The sequence below is a fragment of the Burkholderia sp. BCC1638 genome (assembly GCF_902833195.1).
Taxonomy (GTDB): Bacteria; Pseudomonadota; Gammaproteobacteria; order Burkholderiales; family Burkholderiaceae; genus Burkholderia; species Burkholderia diffusa.
Window position 1 is genome coordinate 57,311 of sequence record NZ_CADFEC010000025.1, and the last position, 12,177, is coordinate 69,487.

12 protein-coding genes are annotated in these 12,177 nt (G+C 65.7%); 8 read left to right on the plus strand and 4 right to left on the minus strand.

Translation table 11 applies throughout. The features are described 5' to 3' along the window. Positions 1 to 92 precede the first annotated feature (92 nt). The 6 genes from purN (at position 93) to nadC (ending at position 7,088) form a co-directional block, all read left to right on the plus strand. Complete coding sequence (gene purN / locus HWX22_RS24320) at positions 93 to 755, plus strand: phosphoribosylglycinamide formyltransferase (RefSeq protein ID WP_059527718.1); 663 nt, start codon at positions 93 to 95, stop codon at positions 753 to 755. Then, positions 752 to 2,014, plus strand: coding sequence for an RsmB/NOP family class I SAM-dependent RNA methyltransferase (locus HWX22_RS24325; protein ID WP_059692217.1), 1,263 nt, complete (start codon positions 752 to 754; stop codon positions 2,012 to 2,014). Before purN ends, HWX22_RS24325 begins: the two co-directional genes overlap by 4 nt. A 15-nt stretch (positions 2,015 to 2,029) precedes the next feature. Then, positions 2,030 to 3,409: a mechanosensitive ion channel domain-containing protein gene (locus HWX22_RS24330; RefSeq protein WP_175916559.1), complete on the plus strand. Its 1,380-nt coding sequence runs from the start codon at positions 2,030 to 2,032 to the stop codon at positions 3,407 to 3,409. A 210-nt stretch (positions 3,410 to 3,619) separates the two neighbouring features. Continuing rightward, entirely contained in the window at positions 3,620 to 4,816 is a 1,197-nt protein-coding gene (locus tag HWX22_RS24335; RefSeq protein WP_059527709.1) for an acyl-CoA desaturase, read from the plus strand. A gap of 257 nt (positions 4,817 to 5,073) precedes the next feature. Continuing rightward, positions 5,074 to 6,210, plus strand: coding sequence for a quinolinate synthase NadA (nadA, locus tag HWX22_RS24340; protein ID WP_059820932.1), 1,137 nt, complete (start codon positions 5,074 to 5,076; stop codon positions 6,208 to 6,210). After that, positions 6,207 to 7,088, plus strand: a complete 882-nt coding sequence (gene nadC, locus HWX22_RS24345) for a carboxylating nicotinate-nucleotide diphosphorylase (RefSeq protein ID WP_175916560.1) — start codon at positions 6,207 to 6,209, stop codon at positions 7,086 to 7,088. Before nadA ends, nadC begins: the two co-directional genes overlap by 4 nt. Positions 7,089 to 7,178: 90 nt before the next feature. Here nadC and nadB read toward each other — a convergent pair whose 3' ends face one another. The 4 genes from nadB to radC form a co-directional block, all read right to left on the minus strand. Beyond that, positions 7,179 to 8,765, minus strand: a complete 1,587-nt coding sequence (gene nadB / locus HWX22_RS24350) for an L-aspartate oxidase (protein WP_059692220.1) — start codon at positions 8,763 to 8,765, stop codon at positions 7,179 to 7,181. A gap of 160 nt (positions 8,766 to 8,925) precedes the next feature. Beyond that, on the minus strand, positions 8,926 to 9,093 hold the full coding sequence (gene rpmG / locus HWX22_RS24355) for a 50S ribosomal protein L33 (protein WP_006478046.1): 168 nt from the start codon (positions 9,091 to 9,093) through the stop codon (positions 8,926 to 8,928). Between the two features lie 17 nt (positions 9,094 to 9,110). Next, positions 9,111 to 9,344: a 50S ribosomal protein L28 gene (rpmB, locus tag HWX22_RS24360; protein WP_004186391.1), complete on the minus strand. Its 234-nt coding sequence runs from the start codon at positions 9,342 to 9,344 to the stop codon at positions 9,111 to 9,113. A 238-nt stretch (positions 9,345 to 9,582) separates the two neighbouring features. Further along, a complete protein-coding gene (gene radC, locus HWX22_RS24365; protein ID WP_059692221.1) occupies positions 9,583 to 10,362 on the minus strand; it encodes a DNA repair protein RadC in 780 nt (259 codons plus the stop codon). 135 nt (positions 10,363 to 10,497) lie between these two features. Here radC and HWX22_RS24370 point away from each other — a divergent pair, with 135 nt between their 5' ends. Beyond that, entirely contained in the window at positions 10,498 to 10,953 is a 456-nt protein-coding gene (locus tag HWX22_RS24370; RefSeq protein WP_059468284.1) for a peptidylprolyl isomerase, read from the plus strand. 2 nt (positions 10,954 to 10,955) lie between these two features. Next, a complete protein-coding gene (gene ispH, locus HWX22_RS24375; RefSeq protein WP_006488968.1) occupies positions 10,956 to 11,936 on the plus strand; it encodes a 4-hydroxy-3-methylbut-2-enyl diphosphate reductase in 981 nt (326 codons plus the stop codon). Positions 11,937 to 12,177: the final 241 nt, after the last annotated feature.

Below are 12,177 nucleotides of genomic sequence, written 5' to 3' on the forward strand. Positions count from 1 at the left end.
GTGGGATGCCGCAAAGCAGAAGATTATAAACGTTCGGGCGGCCCGGCGGCCGAGAAGGGGGGAAACGCGGGGGCGAATGGTAAAATTCGCGGATGAAAAAACTCGTGATCCTGATTTCCGGTCGCGGCAGCAACATGGAGGCCATCGTCCGCGCGTGCGCGCAGGAGCGCTGGCCGGCCGAGGTCGCTGCCGTGATCGCCAACCGGCCCGACGCGGCCGGCCTGGCTTTTGCCGCGTCGCACGGGGTGGCGACCGCGGTGGTCGACCACCGGTCGTTCGACAGCCGCGACAGCTTCGACGCGGCGCTCGCCGCCGAGATCGACCGCTTCGCGCCCGATCTCGTCGTGCTCGCCGGCTTCATGCGCATCCTCACGCCCGATTTCGTCAGACGATATGAAGGCCGGCTGCTGAACATCCACCCGTCGCTGCTACCGAGCTTCAAGGGCATCCACACGCACCAGCAGGCGCTGGATGCCGGCGTCGCGCTGCATGGCGCGAGCGTGCATTTCGTGATTCCCGAACTCGACAGCGGCGCGATCGTCGCGCAGGGCGCGGTGCCCGTGCGCGCCGGCGACGACGCGGCCGCGCTCGCGCAGCGCGTGCTGACGGTCGAGCACGTGCTGTATCCGCGTGCGGTGCGCTGGTTCGTCGAGGGGCGCCTGCGCCTCGAGAACGGCCGGGCAGTGGTGGCGCCGGAAGAGGCGCGCTGGATTTTCGCGGATCAACCGCATACCGAAACGAGCGAGGGCGTATGAAGCTGCACGGATTCCTGATTGGCCAGACCGAGACCTTGCTGGCCGAGGTGCTGAAGTTCACCGGCCCCGCCGACGCGACCACGAGCCGGTTCTTCCGCGCGCACCCGAAGCTCGGCCATGCCGAGCGCGGCGTGATCGCCGAGGCGGTGTTCGCGGTGCTGCGCCGGAAGATGGAGTTTTCGCACCTGGCCGAGAGCGGCACGGGCAGCCCCGCGCGGCGCCTGACGTTGCTCGGCCTGATGCAGACGCTCGGCCGCAATGCGCTCAAGCCGTTCGTGTCCGACACCGAGGCCGCGTGGCTCGAGCACGTGTCGAAGATCGATCCGGCGAGCCTGCCGGTGCGCGTGCGCACGAACCTGCCGGACTGGATCTACCAGGCGCTGTCGGCCCGTTTCGACGCCGAGGAGCTCGCGCAGCTCGCCGCGGCGCTGAACTACCCGGCGCCGCTGGACCTGCGCGCCAACGCGCAGAAGGCGACGCGCGAACAGGTGATCGACGCGCTGCGCGCGAACGGCATCGACGCGGGCGAGACGCCGTTCGCGCCGCAGGGCGTGCGCGTCGTCGGCAAGCCGGCGCTCACGCGCCTGAAGCTGTTCGAGGAAGGCCAGATCGAGGTGCAGGACGAGGGCAGCCAGTTGCTGTGCTCGCTGGTCGCGCCGCGTCGCGGCGAGATGGTCGTCGATTTCTGCGCGGGCGCCGGCGGCAAGACGCTCGCGCTCGGCGCGATGATGCGCTCGACCGGGCGCCTGTACGCGTTCGACGTGTCGGAAAAGCGCCTCACGAAGCTGAAGCCGCGCCTCGCACGTAGCGGACTGTCGAACGTGAATCCGGTGCTGATCGACAGCGAGCACGACGCGAAGATCAAGCGGCTCGCCGGCAAGATCGACCGCGTGCTGGTCGACGCGCCGTGCAGCGGCCTCGGCACGCTGCGCCGAAACCCCGACCTCAAGTGGCGCCAGACGCGCACGTCGATCGAGGAGCTTACGCCGAAGCAGGCGTCGATCCTCGCGAGCGCCGCGCGTCTCGTGAAGAAGGGCGGCCGGCTCGTCTACGCGACCTGCAGCGTGCTCGACGCGGAGAACGAAGCGATCGTCGAGCAGTTCCTGGCTGACCATCCGGACTTCGTGCTGGTGCCCGCGCAGAAGGTGCTGGCCGACCAGCGCATCGAGCTCGAGACCGGCGACTACCTGTCGCTGTGGCCGCACCGCCATGCGACCGACGGCTTCTTCGCTGCGGTCCTCGAACGACGCGCGCAGTAACGGCAGGACCCACGGATGATGCAGAACCGCCTGCTGTCGCACCGGCTCGCGTCGGTGATCCGCGACTTCAACCAGCCCGTGATGATCTGGCAGGCGGCGATCCTCGTCGGCGCGCTGTGTTTCGCGTGGGTCGCCGCGCGCTTCGTGCACGGCCGCATCGACGCGCGCCGGCGCGCGGCCGGCCGGACGCCGGGCGCCGGTGCGCAAAGCCTGAAGCGCGCGCTGTTCCCGCTGTTCGGCGGCCTGTTCGTGCTGGCCGCGCAGCTTGGGTTCGACCCGTTCATGTCGACGTCGCTCCTGTCGCTCGCGCTCGTGCCGCTGTTCGGCATCGGGCTCATCTACGTGCTGTTCTTCTTCGCGCGGCGCGTGTTCGCGCGCGACGGCCACACGCATGCGTGGCTGTCGATCGTCGAGAAGATCGTGTCGGTGATCGTGTGGGCGGCGATGGTGCTGACCGTGCTCGGGATCCAGCGCGACGTGATCGCGTGGCTCGACAGCGTGCAGTTCCGCGTCGCGAATGCGCACCTGACGCTGCTGTCGGTGATTTCCGGCGCATTGTGGGTGTGCGTGACGCTGATGGTCGCGATGTGGCTCGGCTCGGTGCTGGAGGAGCGCCTCGCGCGCGCCACCACGCTCGACGCGAACCTGAAGGTCGTGATGTCGCGGGTCGGCCGCGCGCTGCTCGTGTTCGCGGCGATCCTGATCGGGCTGTCGCTCGTCGGCATCGACGTGACGGTGCTCGGCGTGTTCGGCGGCGCGGTGGGCGTCGGCCTCGGCTTCGGGCTGCAGAAGATCGCCAGCAACTACGTGTCGGGCTTCATCATCCTGCTCGATCGCTCGCTGCGGCTCGGCGACGCGATCAGCGTCGGCGGGCTGCAGGGCGTCGTCACGCAGATCCGCACGCGTTATACGGTCGTGCGCGGCCTCGACGGCAACGAGACGCTGATACCGAACGAGAAACTGATCACCGACGTCGTGCAGAACCAGTCGTCGTACCTGACGCGCGGCTACGCGAAGGTCGCCGTGCAGGTTGCCTATACCAGCGACGTCGAGCAAGCGCTCTCGGTGCTCGCGGAAGCCGCGAAGGACGTGCCGCGCGTGCTCGCGGACCCGGCGCCGACCGCTTATCTGGTCAGCTTCGGCGCGGACGGGATCGATCTGGAGCTCGGCTTCTGGATCGAGGATGCGGCGAAAGGCACGTCGGGCGTGCGTTCGTCCGTGAACCGCAACATCTGGCGGCTTTTCGGCGAGCACGGAATCTCGATTCCGTTCCCGCAGCGCGAAGTGCGCGTGGTCGGCCTGCCGGACGGTCTGGCCGCGACCGGCGCGGTAGCGGACGGGATGCCTGTGGCGGTGGTCGGCGGTGCGGCGGACGGGCGGGCGTCGGCGGCGTAGGCGCGAATCGGGCGAATCGGGCGGTCAGAACCGGATCGCCGCGCTTTCCCGGTCCGCCGATGGACTGTTTGCGTTGCGTCAAGACAAGAAAATATTCATTTTTTACAAAGACTTGGAACGGTTGAAGTAAAATTCCGGTCTACACGCGGTATGCTTTCATTTTTATGACGTCGGCTTGCGCCGGCATCGCTCTCACCACAGGTAACTGCCTTGTTGAATTCCCTGCTCGATTTTCTTTCCCACGGGCTCCTGCGCTTTTCGTGGTGGCAGGTCGCGTTGTTCGCGCTCGCCGTCACGCACGTCACGATCATCGGTGTGACGGTCTACCTGCACCGGTGCCAGGCGCACCGCGCGCTGGAGCTGCACCCGATCGCGAGTCACTTCTTCCGTGCCTGGCTGTGGATGACGACCGGCATGCTGACGGGCCAGTGGGCCGCGATCCATCGCAAGCACCACGCGAAGTGCGAAACCGAGGAAGATCCGCACAGCCCGCAGACGCGCGGCATCTGGAAGGTGTTCCTCGAAGGCGCCGAGCTGTATCGCGCGGAAGCGAAGAACGAAGAAACGATGCGCAAGTTCAGCCACGGCACGCCGAATGACTGGATCGAGCGCAATCTGTACTCGAAGTACCCGATCCTCGGCGTGAGCCTGATGATGGTGATCGACATCGCACTGTTCGGCGTGCTCGGCCTGACCGTGTGGGCCGTGCAGATGGTCTGGATCCCGTTCTGGGCCGCGGGTGTCGTGAACGGCTTCGGCCACTTCTGGGGCTACCGCAACTTCAACTCGGCCGATGCGAGCACGAACCTGTTCCCGTGGGGCATCGTGATCGGCGGCGAAGAGCTGCACAACAACCACCACACGTTCGCGACGTCGGCGAAGCTGTCGAACAAGTGGTACGAGTTCGACATCGGCTGGATGTACATCCGCATCATGTCGGCATTCGGTCTCGCAAAGGTGAAGAAGGTTGCGCCGACGCCGCGTCTGAACAAGCCGAAGACGGTGCTCGACCAGGAAACGCTGCAGGCCGTGCTGTCGAACCGTTACGAAGTGATGGCGCGCTACGGCAAGGCCGTGAAGCGTGCGTACCGCCAGGAGCTCGCGCATCTGAAGGAACTCGGTTCGAGCGAGAAGTACCAGCTGATGCGCGGCGCGCGCAAGTGGTTTCACAAGGACGCCGACGGCCTCGACGAGCCGCAGAAGAAGCTGCTGCCGGAGATTTTCGCGAACAGCCAGAAGCTGCATACGTACTTCCAGCTGCGCCAGGATCTGGCCGCGATCTGGGATCGCTCGACCGCCTCGCGCGAACAACTGCTCGCGCAATTGCAGGATTGGTGCCATCGCGCGGAACAAAGCGGCATCAAGGCGCTGCAGGAATTTGCGACGCGCCTGCGTCGCTACGCCTGATTCGAAATCGATTAGAATCTCAGGACGTCACAAACCCCGCGTTGGCGGGGTTTTTTCATTTGGGCGGCCGGTTTTCGAAGGGCGACCCGACGTGCCGGAATTCGCATGAGACTCGGGGCCGCGCCGACGTGGCGCCCCGGGGCAAGCGTAGAGGATGGGGCCAGAGCAGGTGCTCACGCACTAACTCTGGTCGACCGCGAAGCATGGGACCCGAGTAAGTGCTGAAGCACTAACTCTGGTCGACAGGAGATATGGAGATGCAATCGACGATCAAACCCGTCGAGTACGACCGGCCGATCTCGGCAGGGACCGTCTGCGGCGTGGGCCAGGCGTGGGCCAAGGTGCCCGAGGCACCGTCCGCCGAAGAACGCACCGCACTGAAGGCGCGCATCAAGGCGCTGCTCGCGCGTGAAAAGGCCGTGCTCGTCGCTCACTACTACGTGGATGCCGAGCTGCAGGAACTGGCCGACGAAACCGGCGGCTGCGTCGCCGATTCGCTCGAAATGGCCCGCTTCGGCCGCGACCACGACGCACAGACGCTCGTCGTCGCCGGCGTGCGCTTCATGGGCGAAACCGCGAAGATCCTGAGCCCCGGCAAGCGCGTACTGATGCCCGATCTCGACGCGACCTGCTCGCTCGATCTCGGCTGCCCGGTCGACGAATTCTCCGCGTTCTGCGATGCGCATCCCGACCGCACCGTCGTCGTCTACGCGAATACCAGCGCCGCCGTGAAGGCGCGCGCCGACTGGATGGTCACGTCGTCGATCGGCCTTGAGATCGTCGCCGACCTGCACGCACGGGGCGAGAAGATCATCTGGGCACCCGATCGCCATCTCGGCAGCTACATCCAGAAGAAAACCGGCGCGGACATGCTGTTGTGGCAGGGCTCGTGCCTCGTCCACGACGAATTCAAGGGCATCGAGCTCGACCTGTTGCGTGCCGAGTATCCGGACGCGAAGGTGCTCGTGCATCCCGAGTCGCCGGAAAACGTTGTCGCGCAGGCGGACGTCGTCGGCTCGACGACGCAGCTGATCGACGCTGCCGTGAAGTTCGACGCGACGCACTTCATCGTCGCGACCGACCTCGGCATCCTGCACAAGATGCAGCTCGCGGCGCCCGGCAAGACCTTCATCGCCGCGCCGACGGCCGGCAACAGCGCGACCTGCAAGAGCTGCGCCCATTGCCCGTGGATGGCGATGAACGGCCTCGCGAACCTCGCCGACGTGCTCGAGCGCGGTCACAACGAGATCTTCGTCGATCCCGCGATCGGCGCGCGCGCGCGTTTGCCGATCGACCGGATGCTCGATTTCGCAGCGGCGCACAAGAAGCGCGTGCAGGCGAGCGGCGATCTGCAGCGCGATCAGCAACTGTTTGCGAACGTGGGGGCTGCATGACCAGCGCAGTCTCTCCGTTGTTCGAAGCCGTGCGCGCCCAATACGGCGCGGCATTCGACGAAGCGATCGCGCGCAACGTCGCCGATGCGATCGCCGAAGACGTCGGCACCGGCGACCAGACCGGGCGGCTCGTGCCGGCAGGCGAGCGGCGCCGTGCGCGCATCATCGTGCGCGAGGAGGCGGTGTTGTGCGGCGTGCCGTGGTTCGAGGCCGTCGTCGCGCGAATCGATCCGTCGATCGTCGTGCAGTGGCGGTATCGCGAAGGCGACCGGATGACGCCGGATTCGACGGTCTGCGAACTCGAAGGGCCGGCGCGCGCGCTGTTGACGGCCGAGCGCAACGGGCTGAATTTCCTGCAATTGCTGTCGGGCGTCGCGAGCGCGACGCGTCGTTACGTCGATCGCGTCGAAGGCACGCGCGCGAAGATCCTCGATACGCGCAAGACCCTGCCGGGCCTGCGGCTCGCGCAGAAGTACGCGGTGCGCGTCGGCGGCGGCGAGAACCAGCGTCTCGCGCTGTACGACGGCATCCTGATCAAGGAAAACCATATCGCGGCAGCCGGCGGTGTCGGTGAAGCGCTCGATGCGGCGTTCGCGCTCGATGCCGGCGTGCCGGTGCAGGTCGAAGTCGAGACGCTCGCGCAGCTCGATACGGCGCTCGCGCATGGCGCGCAGTCGGTGCTGCTCGACAACTTCACGCTAGACATGATGCGCGAGGCGGTGCGCGTTGCGTCCGGCAACGCCGTGCTCGAGGTGTCGGGCGGTGTCAATTTCGATACGGTGCGCACGTTCGCGGAGACGGGCGTCGACCGCATCTCGATCGGCGCGCTGACGAAGGATGTGCACGCGACCGACTATTCGATGCGGATCGTCGACTGACCGCGCGACATACCGTCTGACGAAAAAAGCCGCTGGCGCGCAAACGCCAGCGGCTTTTTTCGTGGGCTGCAAGCCGGAAGGGCGTGCCGCTCAGCGGCGCGAGCGGGGCGTGAGCACGCTCGGCAGCGCCTTCGGCAACGTGTGCGGCCAGTCGCGGCTGTAGTGCAGCCCGCGGCTTTCGCGGCGCGAATACGCGCTCTTCACGATCAGCGTCGCAACGTCGACGAGATTGCGCAGTTCGAGCAGGTCACGCGTCACGCGGAAGTTCGCGTAGTACTCGTGGATCTCGTCGCGCAGCAGCGACAACCGGTGCTTTGCGCGCTCGAGACGCTTGTCGGTACGCACGATGCCGACGTAGTTCCACATCAACCGGCGCAGTTCGTCCCAGTTGTGCGCCACGACGACTTCCTCGTCCGCATCCGACACGCGGCTTTCGTCCCATGCGGGCAGCGTGCCCGGCGTTTCGGCGTCGAAGCCGGCCGCCTCGATTGCCTCGGCCGCCGCGCGGCCGATCACGAGACATTCGAGCAGCGAATTGCTCGCAAGCCGGTTCGCACCGTGCAGCCCCGTGTACGACGTCTCGCCGACCGCATACAAGCCCGCGAGATCGGTGCGTCCCGCGAGGTCGGTGACGACGCCGCCGCACGTGTAGTGCGCGGCCGGCACGACCGGAATCGGCTGCTTCGCGATGTCGATGCCGAATTCGAGGCAGCGCGCGTGGATCGTCGGGAAGTGTTCGCGCAGGAAGGCTTCCGGCTGGTGGCTGATATCGAGATACACGCAGTCGATCCCGCGCTTCTTGATCTCGAAGTCGATCGCGCGCGCGACGATGTCGCGCGGCGCGAGTTCCGCGCGCGGATCGTGCGCGGGCATGAAGCGCGTGCCGTCCGGCAGCTTCAGCAGGCCGCCTTCGCCGCGCACGGCCTCCGAAATCAGGAACGATTTCGCGTACGGATGGAACAGGCAGGTCGGGTGGAACTGGATGAATTCCATGTTCGACACGCGGCAGCCCGCGCGCCACGCCATCGCGATGCCGTCACCGGTCGCGGTGTCGGGGTTCGTCGTGTACAGGTAGACTTTGCCGGCGCCGCCGGTCGCGAGCACCGTGTGCGGCGCCTCGATCGTGATCGTGCGATCGTTGTCGACGTCGAGCGCATACAGCCCGTGACAGCGGCGGCCGGGCAGCCCGAGCCGGTCCGACGTGATCAGGTCGATCGCATGGTGGTTTTCGAAGAACGTGATGTTCGGATGCTGGCGCGCGCGGTCGGACAGCGTCGCGAGCACCGCATGGCCGGTCGCGTCGGCCGCGTGGATGATTCGACGGTGACTGTGGCCGCCTTCGCGCGTCAGATGGAAACCGAGTTCGGCCGCATCGTCCTTCGTGAACGGCACGCCTTGCGAGATCAGCCACTCGATCGCTTCGCGGCCGTGCTCGACGATGTAGCGCGTCGCGCCTTCGTCGCACAGGCCGCCGCCGGCGACCAGCGTGTCGTCGACGTGGTTCTCGATGCTGTCCGCCGAATCGAGGACGGCCGCGATGCCGCCTTGCGCGTTATCGCTTGCTCCCTCCATCATCGAACGTTTCGCGATCAGCGCGACACGTCGCGTGCTGGCCAGGTTGAGTGCGACCGACAGCCCTGCCAGGCCGCTGCCGACGATCGCCACGTCGAATTTCATGCTGCATCTCCATCGTTACGCTTTAGCTCTTGTGCGTTCCGTCGACCGTGGCCGCGGAAAGGGGAGAGCATACCGCGTCGGGCCCGCGCGTGCGCGCAAAACAAAAAGCCCCGCATGTGCGGGGCTTTTTGGTCGCCGTCAGGCTGGCAGAAACCGGAGATTACTTGATCTTGGTTTCTTTGTATTCCACATGCTTGCGGACGACGGGATCGAACTTCTTGATCGCCATCTTTTCCGGCATGTTGCGCTTGTTCTTCGTGGTCGTGTAGAAGTGACCCGTACCAGCGGTCGACTCGAGCTTGATCTTGTCGCGTGCGCCTTTTGCCATGATTGTGCTCCTTGGGCTTAGGCTTCGCCGCGTGCGCGCAGGTCAGCGAGCACGGAATCGATGCCGTTCTTGTCGATCAGGCGCAGGCCGGCGTTCGAGACGCGCAGGCGCACCCAGCGGTTTTCGCTCTCCACCCAGAACCGGCGGTTTTGCAGGTTCGGCAGGAAGCGGCGCTTCGTCTTGTTGTTTGCGTGGGAAACGTTGTTGCCGCTCATCGGCGCTTTCCCAGTTACTTGGCATACGCGTGCCATGAGAGCACTCCTAATACGCTAAATTCGGGGTTCGATCGCCGATGAAGGTTCCATCGTACCGCCACGTGATCCATGGCTGCACTCAGAACGCCGAAGCCTTTACAGACAAGGCCCTTCGATGGCTAGAACTGGTTGGAAAAAAGACAGACGACGATTCTAGCAGAAAAAGTTCAGAAAAATCAAACCTAATTTCGCTTCGTCGTTGCGGCCACCCCGGGGCGGGTCGCCGGGCCACAGTCTACAGCCAACCGGCGCGTGCGAACGAAAATGTATCGGCGGTGCCGACGACCACGTGATCGAGCAGCTTCGCGTCGACGAGCGTGAGCGCTTCGTGCAGCATGCGCGTCAGGCGGCGATCCTCCGCGCTCGGCTGCACCGCGCCGGACGGGTGATTGTGAGCGATGATCAGCGCGGCGGCATTCAGCATGAGCGCGCGCCGCACGATCTCGCGCGGATAGACAACCATTCGCGTCAGCGAGCCGCGGGCGCTCTCTTCCACGTCGATGAGACCGTGACGGGCGTCCAGGTACAGCGTGACGAACACCTCGTGCGGACGCGTGCCGATCCGGAGCCGCAGATAATCCTCGACCGCGCCTGGCGAGCCGATCTGCATCCGCTCGCGGGCTTTCTCGGCCAGTGCGCGCCGCACGATCTCCGTTACCGCGATCAGCACCGCCGAGCGCGCGGGGCCGATGCCGGGGTGCATGGCGAACGCGCCGGGCTCCGCGTCGAGCATGTCGCGCAGCGAATCGTCGAAACGTGCGAGCAGCGCGCGGGCGCTGGCGAACACGTCGTGGCCGCCGCCGCCCGTGCCGAGCAGCAGCGCGATCAGCTCCGCGTCGGTCAGCGCCGCCGGCCCGCGTTCCAGCAAGCGCTCGCGCGGCAGATGGGGTTTCCAGTTTCGCGGGCGGCGCTTGCCCGGCGGCCTGGCTGCGTCGATGAGGCGGGCCGGAGCGACGGGGGCATCGGCGGTGTCGCGACATTCGGTCGCCGGTGCGGCGGGACAGGGTGACAGCATGATCCAGACTCCATTGGCGGCGGGCGCGGGCGCGATGTCGTCGCACTTTCAGCCTTGCGCGCTCAGGTGACTTACAATATTGACTTTGCGCCGGGCCTTTCGGCCAGTTCGGGCGCCGACGAACACGAGTCATTCATGAGCATCATCGATCTATCCGAAGTGAAGCCCGGTTCCCATGTCACGCTGCATTACCGGCTTGCATTGGCCGACGGCGCCGACATCGTCAACACCTTCTCCGACAAGCCCGCTACGCTGCTGCTCGGCGCGGGGCAACTGGCGCCCTCGCTGGAACAGATTCTGATCGGGCTCAGGGTGGGCGACCATTCGACTTATCAGCTAACGCCCGAGCAGGGGTTCGGTCCCCGCAATCCCGACATGCTCCAGCGCGTGACGCTGTCGACGCTGCGCGAGAACGGGATGGTCGGCGACGATTTCACGCCGGGCGACCTGATCGAGTTCAACGCGCCGGACGGCGGCCGCTATGCAGGGGTGCTGAAGGAAGTCAGCGAAACCTCGGCGCTGTTCGACTTCAATCATCCGCTCGCGGGCCAAGCGCTCACGTTCGAAGTGAAAATCATCGGAATCCTGTAATCATGAGCACCACCGATACGCTGTCCGGGCAGACCGTCGCCGCCGATGCCGAAATCCTGCTGGCCCAGCCGCGTGGCTTCTGCGCGGGCGTCGATCGCGCGATCGAGATCGTCGAGCGCGCGATCGCGATGCACGGTGCGCCGATCTACGTCCGTCACGAAATCGTCCACAACAAGTACGTGGTCGAGGATCTGAAGAAGAAAGGCGCGATCTTCGTCGAGGAACTCGAGGAAGTGCCGGCCGGCAACACCGTGATCTTCAGCGCGCACGGCGTGTCGAAGGCCGTGCGCGACGAGGCGGACGTGCGCGGGTTGCGCATTTACGACGCAACCTGCCCGCTCGTCACGAAGGTGCACGTCGAAGTGGCGAAGATGCGCCAGGACGGGGTCGACATCGTGATGATCGGCCACAAGGGCCATCCGGAAGTCGAGGGCACGATGGGGCAGGTCGAGCGCGGCATGCATCTCGTCGAAAGCGTCGAGGACGTGCAGAAGCTCGAGCTCGCCGATCCCGAGCGCATCGCGCTCGTTACGCAGACGACGCTGTCCGTGGACGACGCCGCCGAGATCATCGGCGCGCTGAAGGCGAAGTATCCGAAGATTCGCGAACCGAAGAAGCAGGACATCTGCTACGCGACGCAGAACCGCCAGGATGCGGTGAAGTTCATGGCACCGCAGTGCGACGTCGTGATCGTCGTCGGCAGCCCGAACAGCTCGAATTCGAGCCGCCTGCGTGAAGTGGCCGAGAAGCGCGGCGTGGCCGCGTACATGGTCGACGCACCCGATCAGATCGATCCGGCATGGGTCGCCGGCAAGCGCCGCATCGGCGTGACGGCCGGCGCATCGGCGCCGGAAGTGCTCGCCCAGGCCGTGATCGCGCGGCTGCGCGAGCTAGGCGTGCGCAACGTCCGCGCACTCGACGGCATCGAGGAAAACGTGTCGTTTCCGCTGCCGCGCGGGCTGAACCTGCCGCCTGCCGCCTGATTGCCGCATCGCACCCGCGATACCCCGAAGCGCGCCGTTTGGCGCGCTTTTTTTTGCGTTGCGAAAATGAGATCGCAACCATTATTCACACCAATGGTGCAACCCGGTTGCTATCGCCGCGCTTAACCGTCTCTCAAAAATGGTTGCAATGCAGGAAAACCCCATCGAATCAGGATTATTGGCGTCCTATAAATGGAGTTACAATGCGCCCGTTTTCAGGCCGGAATGGCTTTGAAATCGG

What these genes read in the sequence shown, in the direction of transcription:
- purN (WP_059527718.1), top strand. Translation starts at nt 93, where the DNA reads ATGAAAAAACTCGTGATCCTGATTTCCGGTCGCGGCAGCAACATGGAG.
- HWX22_RS24325 (WP_059692217.1), top strand. Translation starts at nt 752, where the DNA reads ATGAAGCTGCACGGATTCCTGATTGGCCAGACCGAGACCTTGCTGGCC.
- HWX22_RS24330 (WP_175916559.1), top strand. Translation starts at nt 2,030, where the DNA reads ATGATGCAGAACCGCCTGCTGTCGCACCGGCTCGCGTCGGTGATCCGC.
- nadA (WP_059820932.1), top strand. Translation starts at nt 5,074, where the DNA reads ATGCAATCGACGATCAAACCCGTCGAGTACGACCGGCCGATCTCGGCA.
- nadC (WP_175916560.1), top strand. Translation starts at nt 6,207, where the DNA reads ATGACCAGCGCAGTCTCTCCGTTGTTCGAAGCCGTGCGCGCCCAATAC.
- nadB (WP_059692220.1), bottom strand. Translation starts at nt 8,765, where the DNA reads ATGAAATTCGACGTGGCGATCGTCGGCAGCGGCCTGGCAGGGCTGTCG.
- rpmG (WP_006478046.1), bottom strand. Translation starts at nt 9,093, where the DNA reads ATGGCAAAAGGCGCACGCGACAAGATCAAGCTCGAGTCGACCGCTGGT.
- rpmB (WP_004186391.1), bottom strand. Translation starts at nt 9,344, where the DNA reads ATGGCACGCGTATGCCAAGTAACTGGGAAAGCGCCGATGAGCGGCAAC.
- radC (WP_059692221.1), bottom strand. Translation starts at nt 10,362, where the DNA reads ATGCTGTCACCCTGTCCCGCCGCACCGGCGACCGAATGTCGCGACACC.
- HWX22_RS24370 (WP_059468284.1), top strand. Translation starts at nt 10,498, where the DNA reads ATGAGCATCATCGATCTATCCGAAGTGAAGCCCGGTTCCCATGTCACG.
- ispH (WP_006488968.1), top strand. Translation starts at nt 10,956, where the DNA reads ATGAGCACCACCGATACGCTGTCCGGGCAGACCGTCGCCGCCGATGCC.